The organism is Streptomyces sp. NPDC003284 (assembly GCF_053589675.1).
This window is the reverse complement of record NZ_JBSFSI010000024.1, coordinates 80077-102672: the sequence shown is the minus strand read 5'-3', so window position 1 is coordinate 102672 and position 22596 is coordinate 80077. Positions and strand designations below refer to the sequence as shown.

22 protein-coding genes and 2 pseudogenes are annotated in these 22596 nt (G+C 71.7%); 17 read left to right on the top strand and 7 right to left on the bottom strand.

The features are described from left to right. Window positions 1-186 precede the first annotated feature (186 nt). The 14 genes from ACWDYF_RS33055 to ACWDYF_RS32990 all read left to right on the top strand — a co-directional run bounded on the left by ACWDYF_RS33055 (window position 187) and on the right by ACWDYF_RS32990 (window position 16239). Complete coding sequence (locus ACWDYF_RS33055) at window positions 187-1761, top strand: tryptophan 7-halogenase (protein ID WP_381736908.1); 1575 nt, start codon at window positions 187-189, stop codon at window positions 1759-1761. 34 nt (window positions 1762-1795) lie between these two features. Continuing rightward, on the top strand, window positions 1796-3094 hold the full coding sequence (locus ACWDYF_RS33050; RefSeq protein ID WP_389472758.1) for a cation:proton antiporter: 1299 nt from the start codon (window positions 1796-1798) through the stop codon (window positions 3092-3094). Window positions 3095-3392: 298 nt separating this feature from the next. After that, complete coding sequence (locus ACWDYF_RS33045) at window positions 3393-4607, top strand: cation:proton antiporter (protein WP_389472813.1); 1215 nt, start codon at window positions 3393-3395, stop codon at window positions 4605-4607. A gap of 415 nt (window positions 4608-5022) precedes the next feature. Beyond that, complete coding sequence (locus ACWDYF_RS33040) at window positions 5023-5421, top strand: hypothetical protein (protein WP_381736910.1); 399 nt, start codon at window positions 5023-5025, stop codon at window positions 5419-5421. A 25-nt stretch (window positions 5422-5446) separates the two neighbouring features. After that, window positions 5447-5701 carry a hypothetical protein gene (locus tag ACWDYF_RS33035; protein WP_381736911.1) on the top strand — a complete coding sequence of 85 codons (255 nt, stop codon included), beginning with the start codon at window positions 5447-5449 and terminating at the stop codon, window positions 5699-5701. Continuing rightward, complete coding sequence (locus ACWDYF_RS33030) at window positions 5698-6702, top strand: polyprenyl synthetase family protein (protein ID WP_389472762.1); 1005 nt, start codon at window positions 5698-5700, stop codon at window positions 6700-6702. Before ACWDYF_RS33035 ends, ACWDYF_RS33030 begins: the two co-directional genes overlap by 4 nt. Beyond that, window positions 6699-8075, top strand: coding sequence for a cytochrome P450 (locus ACWDYF_RS33025; RefSeq protein WP_389472765.1), 1377 nt, complete (start codon window positions 6699-6701; stop codon window positions 8073-8075). Before ACWDYF_RS33030 ends, ACWDYF_RS33025 begins: the two co-directional genes overlap by 4 nt. A gap of 231 nt (window positions 8076-8306) precedes the next feature. Continuing rightward, window positions 8307-9197 (top strand): SAM-dependent methyltransferase, encoded by an 891-nt coding sequence (locus ACWDYF_RS33020; protein ID WP_389472767.1) that lies wholly within the window; start codon window positions 8307-8309, stop codon window positions 9195-9197. Next, complete coding sequence (locus tag ACWDYF_RS33015; RefSeq protein WP_381736915.1) at window positions 9194-10258, top strand: polyprenyl synthetase family protein; 1065 nt, start codon at window positions 9194-9196, stop codon at window positions 10256-10258. Before ACWDYF_RS33020 ends, ACWDYF_RS33015 begins: the two co-directional genes overlap by 4 nt. Beyond that, the gene (locus tag ACWDYF_RS33010; RefSeq protein WP_381736916.1) at window positions 10252-11094 is read left to right on the top strand and encodes a TauD/TfdA dioxygenase family protein; all 843 of its coding nucleotides are present in this window, start codon (window positions 10252-10254) and stop codon (window positions 11092-11094) included. The genes ACWDYF_RS33015 and ACWDYF_RS33010 overlap by 7 nt, the downstream gene beginning before the upstream one ends. Before the next feature lie 2 nt (window positions 11095-11096). Continuing rightward, on the top strand, window positions 11097-12269 hold the full coding sequence (locus ACWDYF_RS33005; protein WP_389472772.1) for a thiamine pyrophosphate-dependent enzyme: 1173 nt from the start codon (window positions 11097-11099) through the stop codon (window positions 12267-12269). After that, window positions 12266-13177: a phosphoenolpyruvate mutase gene (gene aepX / locus ACWDYF_RS33000; protein ID WP_389472774.1), complete on the top strand. Its 912-nt coding sequence runs from the start codon at window positions 12266-12268 to the stop codon at window positions 13175-13177. Before ACWDYF_RS33005 ends, aepX begins: the two co-directional genes overlap by 4 nt. A 181-nt stretch (window positions 13178-13358) precedes the next feature. Then, window positions 13359-15014 carry an MFS transporter gene (locus ACWDYF_RS32995; protein ID WP_389472776.1) on the top strand — a complete coding sequence of 552 codons (1656 nt, stop codon included), beginning with the start codon at window positions 13359-13361 and terminating at the stop codon, window positions 15012-15014. 259 nt (window positions 15015-15273) lie between these two features. Beyond that, window positions 15274-16239, top strand: coding sequence for an alpha/beta fold hydrolase (locus ACWDYF_RS32990; protein WP_389472779.1), 966 nt, complete (start codon window positions 15274-15276; stop codon window positions 16237-16239). Between the two features lie 88 nt (window positions 16240-16327). Here ACWDYF_RS32990 and ACWDYF_RS32985 read toward each other — a convergent pair. The 3 genes and pseudogenes from ACWDYF_RS32985 to ACWDYF_RS32975 form a co-directional block, all read right to left on the bottom strand. Further along, window positions 16328-17020 (bottom strand): annotated as a pseudogene (locus tag ACWDYF_RS32985) (ricin-type beta-trefoil lectin domain protein); the annotation flags it as partial. Between the two features lie 6 nt (window positions 17021-17026). Then, on the bottom strand, window positions 17027-17440 hold the full coding sequence (locus ACWDYF_RS32980; protein ID WP_389472782.1) for a hypothetical protein: 414 nt from the start codon (window positions 17438-17440) through the stop codon (window positions 17027-17029). A gap of 93 nt (window positions 17441-17533) precedes the next feature. Continuing rightward, a complete protein-coding gene (locus tag ACWDYF_RS32975; protein WP_389472784.1) occupies window positions 17534-18628 on the bottom strand; it encodes a barstar family protein in 1095 nt (364 codons plus the stop codon). Window positions 18629-18720: 92 nt separating this feature from the next. On the opposite strand from ACWDYF_RS32975, the pseudogene ACWDYF_RS32970 reads away from it, so the two are divergent. Then, a pseudogene (locus ACWDYF_RS32970) lies at window positions 18721-19800 on the top strand (coagulation factor 5/8 type domain-containing protein); the annotation flags it as partial. 108 nt (window positions 19801-19908) lie between these two features. On the opposite strand, the gene ACWDYF_RS32965 reads toward ACWDYF_RS32970, so the two are convergent. Both ACWDYF_RS32965 and ACWDYF_RS32960 read right to left on the bottom strand, forming a co-directional pair. After that, window positions 19909-20514: a class I SAM-dependent methyltransferase gene (locus tag ACWDYF_RS32965; protein ID WP_389472787.1), complete on the bottom strand. Its 606-nt coding sequence runs from the start codon at window positions 20512-20514 to the stop codon at window positions 19909-19911. Between the two features lie 107 nt (window positions 20515-20621). Then, complete coding sequence (locus ACWDYF_RS32960) at window positions 20622-20792, bottom strand: hypothetical protein (protein WP_026252243.1); 171 nt, start codon at window positions 20790-20792, stop codon at window positions 20622-20624. A 136-nt stretch (window positions 20793-20928) separates the two neighbouring features. On the opposite strand from ACWDYF_RS32960, the gene ACWDYF_RS32955 reads away from it, so the two are divergent. Beyond that, window positions 20929-21102 carry a CsbD family protein gene (locus ACWDYF_RS32955; RefSeq protein ID WP_018566047.1) on the top strand — a complete coding sequence of 58 codons (174 nt, stop codon included), beginning with the start codon at window positions 20929-20931 and terminating at the stop codon, window positions 21100-21102. A 104-nt stretch (window positions 21103-21206) separates the two neighbouring features. Here the strand turns inward: ACWDYF_RS32955 and ACWDYF_RS32950 are convergent, their stop codons facing one another. After that, window positions 21207-21578, bottom strand: a complete 372-nt coding sequence (locus ACWDYF_RS32950) for a VOC family protein (RefSeq protein WP_381736924.1) — start codon at window positions 21576-21578, stop codon at window positions 21207-21209. A 78-nt stretch (window positions 21579-21656) separates the two neighbouring features. Here ACWDYF_RS32950 and ACWDYF_RS32945 point away from each other — a divergent pair, with 78 nt between their 5' ends. Next, entirely contained in the window at window positions 21657-22118 is a 462-nt protein-coding gene (locus tag ACWDYF_RS32945) for a MarR family winged helix-turn-helix transcriptional regulator (RefSeq protein ID WP_389472791.1), read from the top strand. 21 nt (window positions 22119-22139) lie between these two features. Here the strand turns inward: ACWDYF_RS32945 and ACWDYF_RS32940 are convergent, their stop codons facing one another. Beyond that, window positions 22140-22442, bottom strand: a complete 303-nt coding sequence (locus ACWDYF_RS32940; RefSeq protein WP_389472795.1) for an STAS domain-containing protein — start codon at window positions 22440-22442, stop codon at window positions 22140-22142. Window positions 22443-22596 lie beyond the last annotated feature (154 nt).

The following is a 22596-nucleotide window of genomic DNA, read 5'->3' as shown; positions in this document are numbered from 1 at the left end:
CGGGCAGGTCGTCGCCGGGCCCCAGGCCCCGTTTCCGACACCGCCTCTTGCACGGCACCTGTCCCGCCGCCCCCGCCGTACCGGCCCCGCCCGATCCTCTCGGGCGCCGCCGTCCGGCCCGAGCGGCCCGTACGACACGCAACCGCCCATCCCACCGGCTCCGGCCGTCCTCCCAGGGAGAATCACATGTCCACGCCCGAGCACGCCACCGGCACCACCCCGGCGGGTCCCGCCGGCTCCTACGACGTCGTGGTGGTCGGCGGCGGCCCCGGCGGCTCCACCACCGCCGCCCTGGTCGCGATGGCCGGCCACCGCGTCCTGCTGCTGGAGAAGGAGTCCTTCCCCCGCCACCAGATCGGCGAGTCACTGCTGCCCGCGACGATCCACGGCGTCTGCCGCTTCCTCGGGGTGACCGAGGAACTGGAGAAGGCCGGTTTCATGCCGAAGCGCGGCGGCACGTTCCGCTGGGGTTCCAACCCCGAGCCGTGGAACTTCCTGTTCGCCTACTCCCCGCTGATGTCCGGCCCCACCTCCACCGCCTACCAGGTGGAGCGCATGAAGTTCGACAAGATCCTCCTCGACAACGCCCGCCGCCTCGGCGTCGAGGTCCGCGAACGGTGCACGGCCGTGGCCACGCTGAGCGAGGGCGAGCGGATCACCGGGCTGCGCTGGACCGATGAGGACGGCCGCACCCACGAGACCGCCGCCCGGTACGTGGTCGACGCCTCCGGCAGCAACAGCAAGCTCGCCCGCACGGTCGGCAAGCGCAACTACTCGGACTTCTTCCGCAATGTGGCCCTCTACGGCTACTACGAGGGCGGCAAGCGGCTGCCCGGCCCGGACGCCGGCAACATCCTGTGCTGCGCCTGGGACGACGGCTGGTTCTGGTACATCCCGCTCACCGACACGCTCACCAGCGTCGGCGCGGTCGTCAACCGCTCCCAGGTCGGCACCCTCTCGCGCGACCCCGAGGCCGCCATGGCCCAGTTCATCGAGCAGGCCCCGATGATCAAGGAATTCCTCCAGGACGCCGAGCGCGTCACCGAGGGCCCCTACGGCGAACTGCGCGTCCGCAAGGACTACTCGTACGCCATGGAGCGCTTCTGGCAGCCCGGCATGGTGCTGGTCGGCGACGCGGCCTGCTTCGTCGACCCGGTGTTCTCCACCGGCGTCCACCTGGCCACCTACGGCGGTCTGCTGGCGGCCCGTTCGATCAACAGCGCGCTCGACGGCGAGCTGGACGAGGAGCGCGCCTTCGGCGAGTTCGAGCGCCGCTACCGCCGCGAGTACGGCGTCTTCTACGAATTCCTGCTCGCCTTCTACGACATGCAGCACAACGAGGAGTCGTACTTCTGGCAGGCCCGCAAGGTGTCCCGGGCCGAGGCGACCGACCTGCGGGCGTTCGTGGAGCTGGTCGGCGGTGTCTCCTCCGGCGAGTCGGCGCTGACCGACCTGGAAACGCTCAAGGAGCGTTTCGGCGGCTCCTCCAGGGAGCTGGCGGACGCGGTCACCCGCACCGGGCCCGCGCAGACCGAGAGCGGCGAGCGGATGGGCGAGCTGTTCGGCACCCAGGTGGTGACGGAGGTGATGCAGGGCATGAACGAGGTCCAGGCCCGCGCCTCCATGGGCGGTGCGACCACCCTGGAGAAGCCGCTGTTCGAGGGCGGCCTGGTCGCCTCGTCCGACGGTCTCGGCTGGGCCGTGCCGGTGACGGCGGACGCCGCGGCCGCCGTGTCCGCGCAGGGGGGCCCGGCCGCATGACCGGGCGCGCCGTCACCGGTACGGGGGCGGTCCGGTGAGTGCCGAGGAGATCACGTCGAGCGTGCTGGCGGCCACCGGTGTGGTCGTCGCCCTCGCCGCCGGGCTCTCGGCGCTGGCCCGCCGGGTCGGGCAGCCGCCGGTGATCGGCCAGGTGCTCGTGGGCATCGTCCTCGGGCCGAGCGTGCTGGGCCGGTTCCCCGGCGACCCCAGCTCCGCGCTGGTCCCGGACGAGGCACTGCCCCACCTCGGGGTGCTCGGCCAGGTGGCGCTGGTGCTGTTCATGTTCTCCGTGGGCTGCGAGCTGGACACGTCCCTGCTGCGCCACCAGGGCCGGGCGGTCACCACGGTGTCCGCCGCCGCGCTCGCCGTCCCCATGGCGGCGGGCGCGGGGCTCGGCTGGCTCGTCCTCGGCAGCGATCTGGCGCCGCAGGGCGTTCCCGACGGCTGGGCCTTCCCGCTGTACCTGGCGGTCGCGCTCTCCATCACGGCGATGCCCGTCCTCGCGAGCATCGTCCGCGACCGCGGGCTGTCCGCGACGACACCGGGCACGGTGGCCACGGCCGCCGCGGCGCTGACCGACGTCGTCGGCTGGGTGCTGCTGGCCGGTGTCGTCGCACTCGCCGGTTCGGGAGGCCGCTCCCCGGCGGTGCTGATCGGGCTGCTGGCCTGCTATCTGCTGGCGATGCTGGCGGTGGCCCGGCCGGTGCTGCGGCGCACCGCCGCCCTCCGGGGGACGCTGCGCGACGGACCGCTGATCGCGGTGGCGCTGCTGTCCGGGTGGGCGACCAGCGTGCTCGGCCTGCACGCGGTGTTCGGGGCGTTCCTGGCCGGGCTGCTGATGCCGCGCCGTACGGACGGCACCCCCGACCCGGAGCTGGTGTCGTGGGCGGACCGGGCGGGCAGCCTGCTGCTTCCGGTCTTCTTCATCACCACCGGCTGGTCCGTCGACATCGGCGGGCTGGGCGGCGCGGACGTGCTGCTGCTGCTCGCGCTGTTCGGGGTGGCGGTCGTCGCCAAGCTCGGGGGCTGCACGCTCGCCGCGCGGCTCAGCGGCGGGAGCTGGCGGCAGAGCGCCGTCATCGGGGCGCTGATGAACACCCGGGGCCTGACCGAACTCATCGCGCTCAACGTGGGCAAGCAGGCGGGCCTGCTCGACGGCCGCTGGTACTCGCTGCTGGTGGTGGTAGCGGTCGCGACGACCGCGATGACGGGCCCGCTGCTGACCTGGCTCCGGCGGGACGGGGACGCCGAGGGCGGCGAGAACGGCGCAGACGGCACCGGCGAGCGTCCCGTCCCCGAGGTCGCCCACGCGGGGGCGGGCCCGGGGAACTGAAGGACGGCACGGCACGCGCGTCCAGGGCCCTGGGGCGGGGCGCGGGTGCCGTGGCGGCGCGGTGCGTCCGGGCTTCCCTCCTACGGCGTACGACCGGTCGTGCCGGGCGCGCGGTCCGGGTGAGGCTGGCCGTGGTGACCGTGGTCCGTGCCGAATCCCGTCGCGGTCCCGGCCGGTCGCCACGAGGAGCACGAGATGTACCGGAACACCCCAGCCGAGTCCGACGCCGGGCGGCGTGGGCACCGTCCTCGCGGTCGCCGCTCCGCGACGCGCCGCCCCGGCACCTGCTGAGCGGACCATGGCCCACCCCGGCACCCTCGTCCTGATCATGGCGGCGGCCGTCCTCGCACCGGTCCTCGCCGAGGCGGTGACACGCCTGGTCCGGGTGCCGCTGGTCATCTTCGAGATCGTGCTCGGTATCGTCATCGGCCCCGCGGTGCTCGGCTGGGCCCACCCCGACCGGGTCGTCGACACCCTCTCCGACCTGGGCCTGGCCATGCTCATCTTCCTCGCCGGGTACGAGATCGAGTTCGCGGCGGTCCGCGGGTCCACCCTGCGCCGCGCCACGGCCGCCTGGCTCGTCTCCCTCGCCGCCGGCATCGGGCTCGGCTTCCTGATCAGCGGCGGCGCGGCCTACCAGGCGTTCGTCATCGGCACCGCGCTGACCAGTACGGCACTGGGCACCGTGCTGCCGATCCTGCGGGACCAGGGGGAACTGCGCAGCCGCTTCGGCACGGTGGTGTCCGCCTTCGGCGCGGTGGGCGAGTTCGGGCCGGTCGTCGCCATGGCGCTGCTGCTCAGCGGACGCGGTCCGGGCGAGTCGACCGTGCTGCTCGTCGCTTTCGCCGTGATCACCGCGGGGGCCGTCCGGTGGGCACTGCGGCCCCGGCGGGCCTGGTTCTCCCGGCTCGTCGCCACGACCCTGCACAGCAGCGGCCAGTTCGCGGTCCGCTTCGTCATGCTGCTGCTGGCGGGCATGCTCGCCCTGGCGCAGGCGTTCGGCCTGGACATCCTGCTGGGCGCCTTCGCCGCCGGCGTCCTCACCCGGCTCGTGCTGCACAGCGCCTCGCCCGCGCACGGCGCGGAGGTCTTCGGCAAGGTCGAGGCCCTCGGGTTCGGGTTCCTCGTGCCGCTCTTCTACGTGGTGACCGGGATCGAGTTCGATCTGCGCGCCCTGATGCACGACCCACGCGCGGCGGCGCTGGTGCCCGTCTTTCTGCTGCTGTTCCTGCTGGTGCGGGGCGGCCCGGTCCGCCTCCTCGCGCCACCCGGACTCGGCCCCGGCGACCGCCGGGCGCTCACGCTGTTCGCGTCGACATGTCTGCCGCTCGTCGTGGCGATCACCACCATCGGTGTGGACCAGAAGGTGCTCGGCGGGGACCGGGCCGCGGCACTGGTCGGCGCCGCGATGGTCTCGGTACTGGTCCTGCCGGTGCTCGCGACGCGGCTGCGCGGAGGCGGCCGGCGAAAAGAACGGGCCTCTGTGTCCTCGGCGGAATCGGAGGCGTGGTGACGGACCGCAGCTCCGGAAGGCGGGCGGGCACGCCGGACGACCGGTCCCGGCCATCACCGTAAGATCTTTCGGAAACACGTCTGCGCCGCACTACGGACTCACCCGCAACGGCAGTCACAGGAATTCACGCCACCAGCCTTTTTCGGGCGTGCTGGAGATCTGTTGACCGATTTCCGACTCCACGGCAATTCCGCGATGCCGCAGAATAACCACGGACTCGCACCAGCCGGTTGATGCGGGATCAAGAACTCACCTGCACGCGCACTCAGTCCGCAGGGACTGACAACCTTGTCACCGCCGATCCGTTCGATTTTCCCGCCTCCCGAACGATTCGAACACACGGATTACCGGGGCCGACTGTTCCCGCACACGCCGGAACGGCCGGAACTCCGCCCTCCCCGTGAAAGGCGAACAGATGACCGACGACGCCGAAAAGCCCGCCGCACAGCCCACCGACTACGAGACCTTCATGGCCTCCGTGATCTCTCTCGACGGAAAGTCACTGATCGCCGACCTGCACAAGGCCCAGGCCGAGTTCCCCGAGCTGATCACCGCCTTCACCTACCTGAGCATCCACGCGGCGGCCTCGGTCATCGCCGGCAACAGCTTCCGGCGCGGCAATCTGCTCGCGGACTGCGGGCCCGCCGTGGCCGAACTCGCGATCACCGCCGCGAACTCCGTCGTCAAGAGCCCCGATCTGGCCAAGAGCGCGCTCTCCCGTATCAATGCCCACTACATCCAGGCCGCCATGGAGAAATCCATGGAGGAAGGCCGGGTCGTCGCGCCCACGGTGGTGCAGGCAGCCGATTTCTAGACCAGCAGGCCCCTACCGCAAGGAAATGAACGAGGTGACTGCTGCCGTGAACCCCATCAATCTCGTCGATTTGGCAAAGCTGTTCGAAGCCGGCGTCTCTTCCGATGCCGCGAAGAGGCGGGACATGCTCGAAACGGTCCCCGCGGCCGAGCGCACACGGATCGGACACGTCCTCGATGAACTGCTCGCCAGCCCCGAGGACGAGCGCATGCTGCGGCTTCCCATGACCGACACCGACATGGTCGACTTCGAGATCGCGGAGGAGGTCGGACACGGATGAACGCCCCCGTGCGCGACGACATCGAATGGAACCTGGCCGAACACGCGGTGTCCTACCCCGCGTTCGACGGCCATCCCGCCATCAGGGCCGAGTTCGCCCGCTCCCTGCGCAAGCGCACCCGGCTGTGGGAGCCGTTGCTGACCCTGCTCGCCACGGAGTTCGGCCACCGGCCCTCCGACGCCTCCGCGCGGGTCCTGAGCGGCTGGTTCACGATGGTCCACCTCTCCGCGCCGATCGACCAGCTCGTGGACCGCGACCCGATGTCGGAGCAGTGGCGCCAGCTCGGCGGTGCCGGCGCCATCGAGCTGGTGCTGGCGCTGAAGGACCAGGTGCTGCGCGCCCCCCTGGCCGCGCTCGACCCGGCGGCCGACACGGCGACGGTCCAGGCGGTGTCCCGGGCGACCGTCGAACTGGGCTCGGCGTGCCTGACGGCGTCGATCGGCGAGTACCTCGACGTCGTGGGCTATTCCGAGCTGCGTTCCGAGCCCCCTTACCCCGTGCGGGCCGCCACCCGGGTCGCGCTCTTCTACGAACAGCTCGTCGGCTGGAAGTCGTCCGTCATCTACGAGTGCCTGCTGCGCTGCGCGGCCCTCACCATGGAGGCACCGGACGCGGCGGCCGAGGCGCTGGCCCGCTTCGGCCACCACATCGGGTTCGCGGTACAGGTGCTCGACGACGCCGGGGGCGTCTGGGGCGGTGGCGACGACCTGGAGAAGGACCCCGTCAAGGTCACCTCCCCCCTCGCCTACGCCCTCGCGCTCGACCACCCCCGCCGCGACGAGCTGGTCGATCTGCTGCACACCCCGGCCGCCGGCCGGGACGTGGCGAGAACACGCGACATCCTCGACGGCGTCCAGGCCCGCGCGTTCCTCGAATTCCTCATCCGGGACCGGATCTCCCTGGCCGTCGACGCGCTGTCCGAGGTGCTGCCCAAGCTCGCCGACCCGCTGGAACGCTGGGCGGACGCCTACTTCCGGCGGACGCCGGAGGCCGTCCGGTGACCGAGACCGCCGCGCCACCGGCACCCGCCGGCCGGGCGCGTCCGGCGGCCATGCCGGGGCTGCCGTACTTCGGCGGCATCGCGCGGATGCGGAAGGATCCGATCGCCTACCTGGGCGAGGCGAGCCGCCGGGGTCCGGTCGTCCGGCTCGGACGGATCGGCAGACGATCGTTCTACCAGGTCAACGACCCGGATCTGGTGCGGGCGGTCATGACCGCGCCGTACGCGGACGTCGGTATGACCCGTACCAACGACGTGCTGGGCACCCTGTTCGGCGAGTCGGTGTTCACCATGCAGGGCGAGGTGTGGCGCAAGCGGCGCGACGAGTTGCAGCCCGCCTTCCGGACCTCCCACCTGCCGGAGCTCTTCGGTTCGGCGGCGGACGAGATCGACCGGACCGTCTCGCGCCTCGCGCCGGTCGCCGAGGCCCGGGGATCCGTCGATTGCAGCGCCGCGTTGCTGGACCTGCTCCAGCGCATGATCGTACGGATGATGTTCGGTGTGGCGGTCCCGGAGACCGCCGCCCAGCTGACCCGCGCCTTCGACTACGGCCTGGAGTACCGGCAGCGCCGCCGCTGGGCGCCCGCGGGCCTGCCGCGCTGGCTGCCGACCCCGGCGAGCCGCCGGTTCGACGACGGGGTGGCCCGGCTGAACGCCAGCATCACCGAGATCATCGACGACCACCGCGCCCACCCGCCGGAGCGGGCCGGCCTGCTCCGGATGCTGATGGAGTGCCGCGACGAGGAGACCGGCGCGGGCTGGACGGACGACGAGCTGCTGGCCGAGGTGAAGACGACCTTCGTCGCCGGATGGCTCACGACCGCGACCGCGGCGGTCTGGCTGTTCGACCTCCTCGGCCGCCATCCGGAGATCACCGCGCGCGTGGTGGACGAGCTGGACCGCCTGCCGTCGGACCGGCCGCTCAGGTACGAGGACCTGCACACCCTGGAGTACACGGAGGACACCATCCTGGAGGCGATCCGGCTCTTCCCGCCGGGCTGGCTGCTGAGCAGACGGGTACGGCGCACGTACACCCTGGGCGGCCACCGCCTCGGCCGCGACACGGTCCTGCTGGTGTCGCCGTACGCGCTGCACCGGGATCCGGCCCACTGGACCGAGCCGGAACGGTTCGATCCCGGCCGCTTCCACCGCGGCACCCATGGTGAGGCGCACCGCGCCGCGTACCTCCCGTTCGGCTACGGACCGCGTGTCTGCATCGGGCGGGGTGTGGCCATGATGGAGCTGAAACTGGTCGTCGCGACCCTGCTGCGGCGCTTCCGCTTCACGCTCGCCGACACCGCTCCCGCGAGACTCCAGCCCGTGTCCTTCCTGCGGCGCGCCGACCCACTCGTTCTCGACGTCGCTCCGCGCTGAACCCTTCCGCGTCCCCTCGAAGCCCTTCGCGTCCCTCGCGTCCCTTCCCGTCCCTTCGCAGCCCTTCGCGTCCCTCGCGTCCCTTCGCAGCCCTTCGACCGGGATCCGCCGTCCGTGCCGTCCACCGGCCGCGGGCCCGTCCGGCAGGCACACCCCCATCGACTTCCGGCCCGGCCGACGTCAGACGGACACCGGGAGTCGCGCCGCCACTCACCGTGACGAGGTACTGGTATGAGAAAGGTCTCGCTCGACTCCGTCGAAGCGCAGCCGAGTGAATCAGCGGGCGGTCGAGCAGTCGTCGACACCGCCTACGAGCGGGAAGTCGCCCGGATGTACGACGAGAAGCAGGACGACTTCAACCTGCTGCTCGGCAAGGAGACGAACCTCGTCCACCACCATTTCGGGATCGGGGACTTCGACCGGACGCCCGGGGCGCTCCAGGACGAGGCCGCGGTGCAGCGCCGGCTGCACGAGCTGGAGAACGCGCAGACCGAGCGGCTGCTCGACCTGCTCGACGGGCTGGGGCCCGAGCACCGGGTCTTCGACGGCGGCTCGGGCCGGGGCGGCACCGCCTTCATGGCCCACGAGCGCCTGGGCTGCTTCGTCGACGGCGCCACGATCTCGCGGTACCAGCGGGGGTTCGCCGAGCGCAGCGCCCGAGAGCGCGGCTGCGACGCCAAGGTCCGGTTCCACTACATGAACATGCTGCGCACCGGGCTGCCCCGCGCGAGCATGGACGCGGCGCTGACCAACGAGGTCACGATGTACGTCAGCGATCTGACCGCGCTGTTCCGGGAGTTCGCCCGGATCGTGAAGCCGGGCGGGCGCTATGTCTTCGCGACCTGGGCGGTCGACGAGAGCGGTTCGGCGGACGATGTGATCGCCGCGATCGACCGCCACTACGCCTGCACCATGCACACCCGCGGGGCCTACCTCCGCGCGCTGCTGGACTCCGGGTTCGTGCCGTACCACGTGGCCCAGATGGACGACGACGCGCTGCCCTACTGGGAGTTGCGACGGCGCAGCGAACACAGCGACACGATCGAGCAGTTGTTCATCGACGGGTACCACGCCTCCTCGATCGCCTATCTCATGGTCGCCGCGGAACGGACCGGGACGTGATCCCCGGGACGCTGCTGAACCAGTTCGACCAGGAGCTGTTCGCCTTCCTGCACCGCGAGCAGCCGCGGTCCGAGACGTTCCGGCGGATGGTCAGCGACCACATGGCCTGGCGTTCCTGGGACGACGGCGAGCCGACGGCGGACGACTCCCGCGGCAAGCGGGTGCGGCCGCTGCTGGCGCTGCTGACCGCGCGGGCGATAGCCGGTGACCACCGAAGAGCGGTACCGGCGGCGATAGCGGTGCAGCTCGTCCACGACTTCAGCATCATCCTCGACGACATCATGGACGGCGACCGCACCCGCCGGAACCGCCCGGCGCTCTGGGTCAGTTACGGCACCGGGCACGCGATGACGGCGGCGGCCGGGATCTATGTCGTCGGACTCGACGCGCTCCAGGACTACCTGGACGGGGCATGGCCGCATGTCGAGGCGCGGGACCTGTCGAGGACCCTGCTGGACTCGTGTCTGGAGATGGCCGACTCCCAGCACATCGACCTGGACTGGGAGCAGCGGCTCGACATGACGCTCGACCAGGTCAGGACGGTGGCTCTGGGCCGCTCGTGCCTGATCAGATGCGGGATCGAGCTGGCGGCGGCCGTCAGCACCCCCGAGCGCGAGGTCCGCGCGGCCTTCCGGGAGTTCGGTGCGCTGGTGGCCACGGCGTTCTCGGTCATCGACGACTACCGCGGGCTGTGGGGCAGTGAGGCGCGCAACGGCAAGCCGCTCCGCAGCGACCTGCGCCAGCACAAGAAGACGTTCCCGATCGTCGTCGGACACCAGCGGTGCGCTCCGGCCGAGCGCCGCCGCCTCCAGGCCCTGCTCACCGTCCCGCATCCGGGCGAGACCGAGATCGCGGCGATCATGGAACTGCTGGACGGGGCCGACGCCCCGGGCGCCACCCTGCGCGAAGTCGCGCGCCTGTCCGAGCTGGCCGTCGCGTGTCTGCGACGGCCGCCGCTGGACCGCTTCGCCGTCTCCGATCTCGTCGAGCTGACCGAGAGCCTGTTCGGCGGGCTCACCGGTCCGGCTCCCGCCCTGCCGCAAGGAGGATTCACGTGGTGACGCACTCGTCGGCCGACAAAGCCGCGCCGGCCGTCCCCCCGTTCGCGACCCTGCCGCCGCTCACCTCGGCCCGGCTGCCCGAACTCGCGCCCCGCATCAAGGAGGCGTGGCTGCGCCATCCGGTCCTGGTGTTCCACCGGTGCGAGCTGTCCCCCGACGACCTGGTGAGGTTCGGCGCGCTGTTCGGCACGCCGGTGCCGGTGCCCACCCAGGAGGCGATCGTCGACACCACCGGGCTGCCGCCCGAGGTCATGGTCATCTCGAACATCGTCGAGGACGGCCGTCCGCTCGGTCATCTGGGCGGCGGCGAACTCGGCTGGCACACCGACATGTGCTACGTCGCCGAGCCCGCGCTCGCCAGCGCGCTGCACGCCGTCGAGACACCCGAGGGGCACGGCGACACCTGGTTCCTCGACATGTCGGCCGTGTACGACACGCTGCCCGCCGCCCTGCGCGACCGGATCGGGTCGCTGTCGTGCAAGCACGACGACAGCCGTACGGCGGCGGGCGACCTGCGCCACGGCCGTACTCCCGTCACCGACATCACCACCTCCTCGGGCGCCGTCCACCCCCTGGTGCGCGTCCGGCCCGAGAGCGGCCGCAAGGCCCTGTACCTGGGCCGCCGGCTCAACGCCTATGTGCCGGGTCTGCCGCTCGCCGAGTCCGAGGCGCTGCTGGACGAGCTGTGGGGGTACTGCGACAACCCGGCGGCGGCCTGGGCGCACCGGTGGCAGCCGGGCGACCTGGTGGTCTGGGACAACCGGGCGATGATGCACCGCCGGGACGCGATCCCGGACGGGGCGCGTCGGCTGATGCGCCGGATCCAGGCGAGGTGACCGTGAACGCGACGTCCGCGCCCGGGGACACCCCGGCCCTGGACCCCGACCTCGTCCTCGACACCCTGCTGGCCCGCGGCTACCGCGAGATGGCGGCGGTGCCGTGCAGCTATCTCGGACCGCTGCTGGCGCGCGCCGCCCGGCGCCCGGACGTCACCTACTTCCCGGCGACCTGCGAGAGCGAGGCGGTGTCGGTCGCCGCGGGCGCCTGGTTCACCGGCCGGCGCGTGGTGGTCGCCCTCCAGAACTCCGGGCTCGGGGACGCCCTCAACCCGCTCGCCTCGCTGTGCCTGCCCTACGGCGTGCCGGTGCTGCTGCTGATGTCGGTCCGCGGGGAGCCGGGGACCCGGGACGAGCCGCACCACGACGTGATGGGACGCACCACGGCGCGGATCCTGGACGACGTCGGGATCGCCCACGCGTGGGTCCCGGCCGACTCCGCCGGGTTCGTCCGGGCGGTGGAGGAGGCCGAGCGGGCGATGGACGCCTCCCGACGGGCCTACTGCCTGCTGATCAGGAAGGGCACCTTCCGGGACGGCCCGCAGGCCGTGCCGCTCGGCCGGAGCGTGCCGCAGCAGGTGCCGGGCACCGGCGACCGGCTGAGCAGGGCGCAGGCGATCAGATGGCTGCGGGAGCGGCTGCCCGAGGAGCAGGTGGTCGTCACGACGACCGGGCTGACCGGCCGTGAGCTGTACGCCGCCGGGGACCGCCCGACCCATCTCTATCTCAGCGGATCCATGGGCTGCGCCTCGGCGGTCGGCCTCGGCATCGCGCGCGCGGGCGGACGGCCGGTGGCGGTGTTCGACGGCGACGGGGCGTCCCTGATGCGCTTCGGGACCCTGGTCAGTGTCGCGGCGTCGGGGCCGGACCTGCTCCATGTCATCTACAACAACGGCTGCTACGACTCCACCGGCGGCCAGCCGCTCCAGGGGCCGGTGCCGTTCGCCGCGACCGCCGACCTGCTGGGCTACGCCGCGACGGCGTACTGCGCCGCACCGGCCGAACTCCCGTCCGCGTACGGCAAACTGATGGCACAACCGGGGCCCCGGCTGCTGGAGATCAAGGTGACGACCGACCCGGTGCCCGCGCCGCGGGTCCCCCTCGCCCTCCCGGAGATCGCGACACGGCTGCGCGCCCTGTACGGCTCCCCCGTCACGACGGCGACGGCCTCATGAGCGACACCGGCCCGGCGTCGAACAAGACAGCCACGCTCAGACACCTGCTGGACCGCCCGGAGATCAGCTTCCTGATGGAGGCGCACAACGGCCTGTCGGCGAAGCTCGTCGAACGCGCCGGCTTCGAGGGCATCTGGGCCAGCGGTCTGTCGATCGCCGCGGCGCTGGGGGTGCGCGACAGCAACGAGGCGAGCTGGACCCAGGTCCTGGAGGTCGCCGAGTTCATGAGCGACGCGACCGGCATCCCCATCCTGCTCGACGGGGACACGGGCTACGGCAACTTCAACTCGGTACGCCGTCTTGTGCGCAAACTCGAACAGCGCGGGATCGCCGGAGTGTGCATCGAGGACAAACTCTTCCCGAAGACGAACAGCTTCGTCCGCGGCGGCACCCAACCACTCGCCGACGCCGAGGAGTTCGCCGGGAAGATCCAGGCCGCGAAGGCGTCCCAGCACGACCCCGACTTCGTCGTCGTGGCCCGCACCGAGGCGCTCATCGCGGGCGAGGGACCGGCCGAGGCACTGCGCCGCGCCGAGCTGTACCGGTGCGCCGGCGCCGACGCGATCCTGATCCACTCGGCCCGCTCCGACCCGAGCGAGATCCTGGCGTTCAAGGCGGAGTGGGGCGACCGGCTGCCGGTCGTCATCGTGCCGACGACGTACTACACGACGCCCACCGAGGTCTTCGCCGAGGAGGGCATCTCCACCGTCGTGTGGGCCAACCACCTCATGCGCTCGGCCCTGCGGGCCATGCAGCTCACCGCCGCCACGATCCACTCCGAACAGCATCTGCGGAACGTCGAGGTCACGGTGGCGTCCCTGGCCGAGGTCTTCGAACTACAGGGGGAGGACGAGCTGGCGGAGGCGGAACAGCGCTGGCTGCCCAGGCGGAACGCCCCGAGGCGCTGAGGCGCGATCACGCGGGACGACACGGCCGCGCTCCCCTCGGTCCCCGTCCCGCGCGGATAGACTCCGCGCGAGCCGAGACGTCCGAGCCGAGCCGACCGGTCCGGGACCGGCACGCGGCCGGACCGCACTCCTGCCCGCCCGGCCCCGCCGGGCGTCGCTGTCCCCGAGAGGACACAGGACTTTGAGCACACCGGTCCCCGCCGCGGCCGACCGCCCCTCACGGACGCACGAGGGCACCGGCCGCGAGCCACGCCGCACCGCCGTCCTCGTCGCCGTGCTGGCCGCCGTGCTGCTGGTGTCGATGGACAACTCCATCCTCAACGTGGCGTTGAAGACCCTCGCCGAGCCCGCGCCCGTCGGCCTCGGCGCCGACCACAGCCAGCTCCAGTGGGCCGTCGACGCCTACACGCTCGCCTACGCCGGCCTCCTGCTCGTCTCCGGGCTGCTCGGCGACCGGGTCGGGCACAAGAAGCTGCTCGTGGCGGGCGTCGCCCTGTTCGGTGTCTCCTCCGCCCTGTCGGCGTACGCGAGGACACCGGACCAGCTGACCGGGCTGCGCGCGGTCATGGGCGTGGCCGGGTCGCTGATCATGCCCGCGACCCTGGCCATCATCTCCGCGGTCTTCCCCGGCGAGCGGCGCACCAAGGCCCTGGGCATCTGGACCGCGGTGGTCGGCGTGGCCGTCGCCCTCGGCCCGATCATCGGCGGCGCGCTGCTCGAACGGTTCTGGTGGGGTTCGGTGTTCCTGGTCAATGTGCCGATCGTGGCCGTGGCCCTGGTCGCGATGGTCCGGTTCGTGCCGGCCGCCCGGCGGTCCGGCACCTCCGAGGGCCGCCGCATGGATCTGCTCGGCATCGCGCTGTCGGGTCTGGGGCTGCTCGGCGTGGTCTACGGGGTGATCCGGGCCGGCGAGCTGAACGACTGGACGGGCCGCGACGCGGGGCTGCCGCTCGCCGCGGGAGCGGTGCTGCTGGCCGCCTTCGTCCTGTGGGAGCGGCGCGTCGCCCAACCCGCCCTGGACATGCGCTACTTCCGCGAGCGCGGCTTCGCCGCCGCGGCGACCTCGCTGGCCGTCCTCTACTTCGCGCTGGTCGGCGGCACCTTCGTGATCACCTTCTATCTGCAGAGCGTGCGCGGCTACGGGCCGCTGCTCACCGGGGTGTGTGTGCTGCCGCTCGCGGCCTCGCTGATCATCTTCGCGCCCCGGGTGCCGAGGCTCGTCGCCAGGTTCGGTGTGCGCGCCGTGTGCACGTTCGGTCTGGCGACCATGGCGGCGGGTCTGCTGGGGCTGGCGGCGGTCGGCCGGTCCACGCCGATCTGGCTGTTCGAGATCTGGCTGTTCGTCTTCGGCACCGGGACCGCGCATGTGCATCCGCCGTCGACCGCGACGGTGGTCTCCACATTGCCGGCCGGCGAGTCGGGCGCGGCCTCGGCGGTGAACAACACCTTCCGGCAGGTCGGTGGTTCGCTCGGCGCCGCCGTCCTGGGCTCCGTGCTCAACGCGGCCTACCGCTCCCGGATCGACCCGGCGGTCGGCGGTCTGGGCGACGGACTGGCGGAGCGGGCGCGCGGATCCGTCGCGGCGACGCTCCAGGTCGCCCAGGACCTGGCGGCGCACGGCCACGGCCCGCAGTCGTACGCCGTCGCCCAGGCGGCGTACGGCGGCTTCCTCCACGCCATGCGCACCACCTGGCTCGCCGCGTCGGTCGTCGTGCTCCTCACCACCGTCTTCGTGTTCCTGGTGATGGGCCCCGGGCCGTCGGACGGGGCCGGTCAGGCGGTGGCCGGTCCCGCGGACGGCCCGGATCAGGTCCGGGAGACCGGGCCGTCGGCGTAGCCGGACGATCGGCGCGTCGACCGTGTGCGGCTCAGCCCGGAGCTGTCCGTCGGCGCCGCGCTGTGCCGGGCGGTCGCGGGTGGGCGCTGTTCCAGGTCGCCGAAGCGGGGCCCGAGCAGACGCGCGGACATCGTCGCGGCGAGGTCCGCGTCGTGCCGCCCGACGCGTCTGCGCACGGCGTCCGGCACCGGGCGACGGGCCTGCCACCGGCCGTGCGAAGACCCCGCCCAGGGCGTGCGGCGGCGCGTACGCTCGGCTCATGATCGAGCATCGCGTGGTCCATGTGAACGGGATCCGGCTGCACATCGCCGAGGAGGGGGAAGGCCCCCTGGTCGTGCTGCTGCACGGCTTCCCCGAGTCCTGGCGCTCCTGGCGCCACCAGTTCGGTCCCCTGGTCCAGGCGGGGTACCGCGTGGTCGCCCCGGACCAGCGGGGCTACGGCCGCAGCGACCATCCCGCGGACGTCGCGGCGTACAGCATCCTGCACCTGGTCGGTGACGTCGTCGGGCTGATCCGGGAGCTGGGCGAGGAGAAGGCGTACGTCGTCGGGCACGACTGGGGAGCACCGGTCGCCTGGCACACCGCGCTGCTGCGCCCGGACCTGGTCCTCGGGGTGGCCGGACTGAGCGTGCCGCCGCCGTTCCGGGGCAGGCAGCCGCCCCTGGTCGCCATGGAGAAGGCGTTCGGCGGGCGCTTCTACTGGAACTACTTCAACCGCCCCGGGGTGGCCGACGCCGAGTTCGGGCGGGACCCGCGCACCGCGCTGCGGAAGTTCATCTACTGGGCGTCCGGCGATGTGCCCGGCGAGATCAGGCAGCCGCTCGTCGATCCCGAACGGGGCTGGCTCGCGGCCATGCCCGACCCGGGGACGCTGCCCGGGTGGTTCACCGAGAACGACCTCGACGCGCTCACCGAGAGTTTCTCCGAGGGCTTCACCGGGGCGCTCGACTGGTACCGCAATCTCGACCGCAACTGGGAGCTGACCGCTCCGTGGGCGGGCGCCGTCGTGACCTCGCCCGCCCTGTACGTCTACGGGGACCGGGACCCCGTCGCCGCCTTCCCCGGCACCCCCGAACTCATCCGGAAGCTGCCCGACCGGATGCCCGGCCTGCTGCGCCCGCCCCTGGAGCTGACCGGCTGCGGGCACTGGACCCAGCAGGAACGGCCCGCCGAGGTGAGCGCGGCCCTCGTCGACTTCTTCCGCTCCTGTCCGCGGGGCGCGTGACGGAGTCCCGCGGCGGTGTGCCGGTGCGCCGCCGGGAGGCTGCTCCCTCCCGGCGGCGCACCGGCGGGACGCGCGTCGGCACGTGGCGTCAACTCGGGAGCTTCCACTGCTGGTTGGCGCTCGCGTAGCAGGTCCAGATCTGGAGCCGGGTGCCGTTGGCGGAGCTGGGGCCCGTGGCGTCGAGGCACTTCCCGGAGGCGGGGTTGACCAGTTCGCCGTCGGAACGGTGCGCCCAGATCTGGGCTCCTGAGCCGTTGCAGCCGTACAACTGCACCTTCGTGCCGTCGGCGGTTCCCGCCGCGGTCACGTCCAGGCACTTGCCGAGCGCCCTGAGCGTCCGGTCGGAGCCGACCGTCCACTGCTGGGCCGCGGTGCCGTTGCAGGCGTAGAGCTGGACGGCCGTGCCGTCGGCGGAGCCGCCGCCCGCCACGTCCACGCATGTGCCGCCGTAGCCGGTGATCCGGCCGGACACGCCTCCGGGCGGCGGGGTGACGGGCCCGCTGCCGCCGGCCGCCCACGCGATCTCCTGGAGCAGGAGCCGGTTCTGCCCGGGGCTCGCGAACGTCGACGACAGCGCGGTGTTCGTCGCGTAGTCCATCGCGTTGTGCCCGAAGTTGTTGTAGACCATGCGGTAGTCGCGGTTGGACCAGACGATCGGGTAGTAGCCGCTGTACCAGGTCTGGTCGGGGTCGGTGCCGATCGGGAAGGTCGAGGGGTCCATCGAGGCCAGGATGTCGATGGCGGGGTTGTTCCGCAGGTCGTTCTGCCAGCTGTACCACTCGTAGAACTACTGGAGATGTGACACCTCCTGGCTCCAGGTACCGCCGTCGACCCTGGGCCCGCGCAGGTCACGTCGATGCCAGTGGTGGCAGGCGAGGTGATCGGCCTCGGTGGCGTCCTGCCAGCCCTTCCCGCCGCGATGGGAGTGCAGGAAGTTCAAGAACCGCGCCAAAGCCGACGCACTATTGTTCTGGCTGTTGAGCGGACCCTCCAGGAAATCCACCCGACGGAAGTACGAGTTCAGGCGGACGTCGTAGACGAAGCTCGGTGAGAGAAGGTACGGCGTGCCGTCGGGAATTCCCAGGTCATCCAGCCTTCGCTCCCATTCGGCAGGGGGAAGGCGCAGGTAGCCAGCCGGTTCTGCCGACTCGGGCAGATCCCTAGTGATGAAGTGGGTTGACCAGGCTCCAAGCTGCAACACCCACGGACCGTACGGCATCGCTGTCAATGCCACGGCGCACAAGTGGTTGGGAACCGATCGGACATGGCCGATGCCCGGCGGGCGGACCATGGCTCACGCCAGGGTGACGTGCATGCCACCCTCGGCCAGGAGATCGAGGACCACACCGAACAGGTCGTAGGGCTGGCCACCCGGTGACAGGGCCTGGGACAAGTGCTCGCGTGCGGTCGCAGCGTCCCGCCAGAACAGAGTTGCCGGGGCGGTGTAGCCGAAGGTGCCACGCAGGCAGTCGTCGAGGGCGGCAAGACAGCCGCCGAAGTAGCCACCCGGCCCGTTCACTGCCTCGCCGAGCGCCAGGTAGAGGCCCGGTTCGTCGGTGACATGCCGACCATCGAGTTCGTAGGCGTGACCGGCTGGCCGGTCACGGTGAGTACGCCGGCAGGCCCGCTCTCGGACGAGATCGTGCCAGGCCCAGCGGCGCCGGGTGTCGAGGCCCGCCCAGGCAGCCGCCGTGTCCGGCGGCCCGGCGAGCCACCGCTCCCAGATGGGCCGGGCGTATTCGGGAACGGGTGTGACGAGCTCGCCGTCAAGCTCCAGGTCGATCAGATCCGTCCCGTAGGAGGATGGGCGCCAGGCGCTGACTCTGGCCCAGAGCAGGCGTTCGGTGAGCGGCTCGCCCTGGTCGTCCTGTATCTCCAGGGAGGCCTGCTCCAGGTCCAGCGCCCGTCGGGTGCCCTTCATCAGTGCCGCCCTCAGCTGATCACGTGGGGCGAGCCCTCGCAGGACGAGCGGGTGTGCGCCCTGCTCGCGCGGCAGGACACGGGCGAATTCCCGGCAGGAGCCGAGCCAACGGTGCCCGTCGTGCACGCGGACGCGGCCCCTGTGTCCCTCGGGCGGGCCTTCATAGTCGTCCAGGCCGGTGAGCACAAGACTGTCTGTCCCAAGGAGCTGCACCGAGTTCTCCGCGTCCTCGAGCAGCCAAGGGTCGAGTGTCTCGTCGTCCGGCACCAGCCACACTCGGTTGCCGACCCAGCCGTGCACTTCCGCTTGTGGAACCCAGCCGAACAGCTCGTAAGTCCCGCGTTGGGGTTCCCCAAACAGCCCTTCCGCCTCGGCGCAGACGCCCCAGGCATGCCCATGCTCCGTCTCAGTCAGCGTGTACCGCATTCGCCCGCGATGGTCCTCGTCCTCGTGCACGGAGGGAATCATGCCGGGACCAGGTTCCCACGGCGAAGCCATTTCCTCCGCAGTCGGTCGCGATGCCTCAAGCGCGGTCGTTGACCACCCGCACACAAGCGCTGAACTCCCGGATGGGTTCGTGGTCGGGTGCCAACTGGAACATGGTCTTCGTCGGTGACACCGGGGCGCCCGCCCAGTCGTTCCCGACGTACACCAACGTCCCCGCCGTGCAGAGCGACGCCTCCGCGACCACCTGGAGCGGCCGGACGCAGGCCGGCACCTCCCTGCCGATCGACCAGTTCTACATCGCCCGGCCCGGAGCGAGCGCGGCCGACATGAACGCCGCACTGGCCGCGGGCAAGAACCTGCTGATCACCCCCGGTGTCTATCATCTCGACCGGACACTGAACGTCACCCGGCCGGACACCGTGGTGCTCGGCATGGGCCTGGCCACCCTCGTCCCCGACCACGGCGTCACCGCGCTGAGCACCGCCGATGTCGACGGGATCGAGATCGCCGGGGTGCTGGTCGACGCGGGCACCGCCAACTCCCCTGTCCTGATGCGGATCGGCCCGGACGGCGCGTCGGCGCGCCACACCTCGGATCCGGTCACCCTCAACGACGTCTTCTTCCGCATCGGCGGGGCCGCCACCGGCAAGGCCACCCAGTCCCTCGTCGTCAACACCAGCGACACGATCATCGACCACACCTGGATCTGGCGCGCCGACCACGGCAACCCGGGCACGGTCGGCTGGAACACCAACACCGCGGACACGGGACTGGTCGTCAACGGCCGGAACGTCACGGCCTACGGCCTGTTCGTCGAGCACTTCCAGAAGACCCAGGTCGTCTGGAACGGCGACGGCGGACGCACCTACTTCTTCCAGAACGAACTGCCCTACGACCCCCCGGACCAGGGCTCCTGGACGAACGGCTCCACCAAGGGTTACCCCGCCTACAAGGTGGGCGCCGCCGTGACCAGTCACCAGGCGTGGGGGCTGGGCAGTTACGCGTACTTCAACGTGAACCCGTCCGTGGTCGAGGCACGTTCCTTCGAGGTGCCGCAGACACCCGGGGTGGTGTTCCACGACATGGTGACCACCGTTCTCGGCGGCGCGGGCACCATCACGCACATCATCAACGACTCCGGCGCGACGGTCACCCCCAGTCACAACGTCGCCTACCTCACCAGCTACCCGTAACCCGCCCGGCTCCGGCCGGGCCGGGTTCCCAGGAGGCTCCCGCATGCCCCGGTGCCCTCCGCGCACCCCCGGTCGCGAAGGGCCCGCGGGAAAGGCGCCGTCCGCTCCTCACCGGCGGTGGACGCTGACGGCGTAGCCACCGCCGTCGTACGGTTCCGCGTCCCAGGTGGCGAAGCGGTCGACGAGAGTGAGACCGGCCGCGGCGCAGTGGCCGTCGTACTCCGGCAGGGTGATGCCGGACGGCACGGGCAGGTGGGCCTCGTCCAGGCCGAAGCCCGCGACCAGCAGACCGCCCGGACCAAGCGCCGTGGTCAGCCGCCGGACCACCGCGGCCTCGGTGTCCGCGGCCAGCAGCGGAAGGACATTGCCCGCGGCGACGACCAGGTCGAAGTCTCCCGCGATGCCGAGCCCGGCCGGGTCGAACTCCGCCAGATCGGCCTGGAACCAGGGAAGTCCCGGGGCCTCGCGCCGCGCGACCGCCAGCATCGACGCGTCGAGATCCACGCCGACGCAGTCGTAGCCGAGTTCGGCGAGCCGGATCATGACCCGCCCGGTGCCGCACCCGGCGTCCAGCACGCGTGCTCCCGGCGGCACGAGCGCCGCGCACAACCGGGCCTCGCCGTGCACGTCCTGGCCCGCGCGGGCCAGGGCCGCGAACCGTGCGGCGTAGTCCTCTCCGGACTTCCCCCCGGTCACATCCCTCCAACGGCTCATGCGGGCAACTATAGGACGGCCCCGCGGCCCGCTCGCCCTCATGCCCGCAGGGCCCGACCGCCGTGCGGTCGGGCCCTGCGAAGAGCGGGGGCAGCTGCGGTGTCAGGTCACCATCGATACCAGCGGCCACGGCCGCCGCCCGCGTTGGTGGAGCGCATGAGGAACCCGAGCAGCCACACGACCAGGACGACGAGAGCCACCCACCACAGGACCTTGAGGGCGAAACCCGCGCCGAAAAGGACGAGGGCGAGAAGCAGGACCAGCAAAAGGGGAACCATAGTTATCAACCTCCTGGACTGCCGTGTGCCCTGCATCCCGTCGCGCATTCCTCGGAAAACTTTTGTTTGTGGTGGGGAAGCAGGGGCACAAGGGGGTCGTCGCAACACCGGAATACTCTCTGAGGAGGTGCCTGTCATGACCGCGGGCGAGAAGGCCAAGGCGAAGACCGAGCAGGCCCAGGGCGTGGCCAAGGAGGCCGTGGGCAAGGCGCTCGGCAATGAGCGGATGGCCGCCGAGGGGAAGGCCGAGAAGAGTCTGGGTGATGCCCGTGAGGCCAAGGAGAAGACCAAGGACGTCTTCAAGGACTGAGATCCCTTTTCCTTCTTTCCGCCGCCCGGACCCCGGAAAGGGGCCTCCCGTCCAGGGAGGCCCCTTTCCGCTGTGTTCGAGGCCGCTCCGCGCGGTGTTCCGGGTCAGCCGCCGTGCACGGTGAGCCGATATCCTTCGGGGCCGGTGAAGGAGAACATCGGGCCGAACGGACTGTCCTGCAAGGGGCTGACGTCCTCCGTGCCCGCCCGCACCAGTTGTTCGCGCACCGCGCTCGCGTCCGAGGCGCGCAGCCAGAGCGCCACACCCAGGCCGGGGCGGGCAGCACCGTCCAGGTCGACGCCCGGGAGCGGCTCACGCACCGCGAACGGGACCGGGCTGGTGGTGAACACCACCGCGCCGGGTGGCGAGGCGGGCGCGCGGCGCAGTCCGAGGCGCTCCTCGAAGAAGGCGGCCGCGGCGGGCACGTCCTTCACCTGGAGAGCGATGAAATCGGGGCCTTCGACGGTGGCGGTCATGGTTCCTCCGGAGGTGTATGTCAGGACTTTGACATAAGAAACCGTAGGCGCCCGCTCCTGGTATGTCAAAATACTGACATGGATGATCGTTCAGCCGTGCCCCCGCCCCATCCGGCCCAGGACGTGACGGAGCATGTGGGGTACCGCCTCAAACGTGCCGCGGCCGCGCTGCGCGGCGCCATGGACAAGGCCCTGCGCGAGCACGGCCTCACCGTCCCGCAGTACTCCTGCCTCGAACTCCTCGACCAGCGGCCCGGCCTGTCCAACGCCGACCTGGCGCGGGGCACCTTCGTCACACGGCAGTCGGCCAACGTCGTCCTGCGCGGCCTCAGCGAGGCCGGCCTCATCACCCGGGCGGCCACCACCGACCACGGCCGTGCCCTGCCGGTCCATCTCACTCCGGCCGGGCAGCAGCGCCTGCACGCCGCCCGCGGCGCCGTGTACGCCGTCGAGCGACGCATGATCGGACACGTACCCGAGGACCGTCTCGCGGCGCTGCTCGCCGACCTCGACGCGATGACGGCCGCGCTCGACGAGTGAGCGTCCGTCCCGCCGCCGGGCCTATGCGCCGACGGCTTCCTCCACGGTCGCCCGCGTGTCCAGCACCGCGTCGGCCCCCGTGATCTCCAGGAGCCGCTGGAGCTGGGGCGGCGGCGCGGCCAGCCGCAGGGCGACCACGCGGCGGGTGCGGAGCATCAGGTTGAGCAGGGACGAGTCGGCGAACCTCACACCGGAGGCGTCCAGGACCACGAGGGAGCAGTCCCGGGCCGCGGCGGCGAGCGCCTCCTCCAGGGGCGGGATCGAGTGCTGGTCGTAGGCACCGTGCATGACGACGACCCGGACTCCGCGCAGTTCGTACTGCATCACCGCGGCTCCCGCCGAGGCGCGTGGGCCGGTCCGCTCCGGCACCCCGTCACCCCTCCCGGCAGTGCTCCTCATGTCGGACATCGGGGCCTCTTCCCAAGGCACTCTCGGGCTCCTCACTGTCGCCTCCCCCCACGGGAGCCGGTCAGCCATT

Bases quoted from the DNA above. Each gene is read 5' to 3' on its own strand.
- ACWDYF_RS33055 (WP_381736908.1), top strand. From the start codon at position 187: ATGTCCACGCCCGAGCACGCCACCGGCACCACCCCGGCGGGTCCCGCC.
- ACWDYF_RS33045 (WP_389472813.1), top strand. From the start codon at position 3,393: ATGGCCCACCCCGGCACCCTCGTCCTGATCATGGCGGCGGCCGTCCTC.
- ACWDYF_RS33040 (WP_381736910.1), top strand. From the start codon at position 5,023: ATGACCGACGACGCCGAAAAGCCCGCCGCACAGCCCACCGACTACGAG.
- ACWDYF_RS33035 (WP_381736911.1), top strand. From the start codon at position 5,447: ATGAACGAGGTGACTGCTGCCGTGAACCCCATCAATCTCGTCGATTTG.
- ACWDYF_RS33030 (WP_389472762.1), top strand. From the start codon at position 5,698: ATGAACGCCCCCGTGCGCGACGACATCGAATGGAACCTGGCCGAACAC.
- ACWDYF_RS33020 (WP_389472767.1), top strand. From the start codon at position 8,307: ATGAGAAAGGTCTCGCTCGACTCCGTCGAAGCGCAGCCGAGTGAATCA.
- aepX (WP_389472774.1), top strand. From the start codon at position 12,266: ATGAGCGACACCGGCCCGGCGTCGAACAAGACAGCCACGCTCAGACAC.
- ACWDYF_RS32990 (WP_389472779.1), top strand. From the start codon at position 15,274: ATGATCGAGCATCGCGTGGTCCATGTGAACGGGATCCGGCTGCACATC.
- ACWDYF_RS32975 (WP_389472784.1), bottom strand. From the start codon at position 18,628: ATGATTCCCTCCGTGCACGAGGACGAGGACCATCGCGGGCGAATGCGG.
- ACWDYF_RS32965 (WP_389472787.1), bottom strand. From the start codon at position 20,514: ATGAGCCGTTGGAGGGATGTGACCGGGGGGAAGTCCGGAGAGGACTAC.
- ACWDYF_RS32960 (WP_026252243.1), bottom strand. From the start codon at position 20,792: ATGGTTCCCCTTTTGCTGGTCCTGCTTCTCGCCCTCGTCCTTTTCGGC.
- ACWDYF_RS32955 (WP_018566047.1), top strand. From the start codon at position 20,929: ATGACCGCGGGCGAGAAGGCCAAGGCGAAGACCGAGCAGGCCCAGGGC.
- ACWDYF_RS32950 (WP_381736924.1), bottom strand. From the start codon at position 21,578: ATGACCGCCACCGTCGAAGGCCCCGATTTCATCGCTCTCCAGGTGAAG.
- ACWDYF_RS32945 (WP_389472791.1), top strand. From the start codon at position 21,657: ATGGATGATCGTTCAGCCGTGCCCCCGCCCCATCCGGCCCAGGACGTG.
- ACWDYF_RS32940 (WP_389472795.1), bottom strand. From the start codon at position 22,442: ATGCAGTACGAACTGCGCGGAGTCCGGGTCGTCGTCATGCACGGTGCC.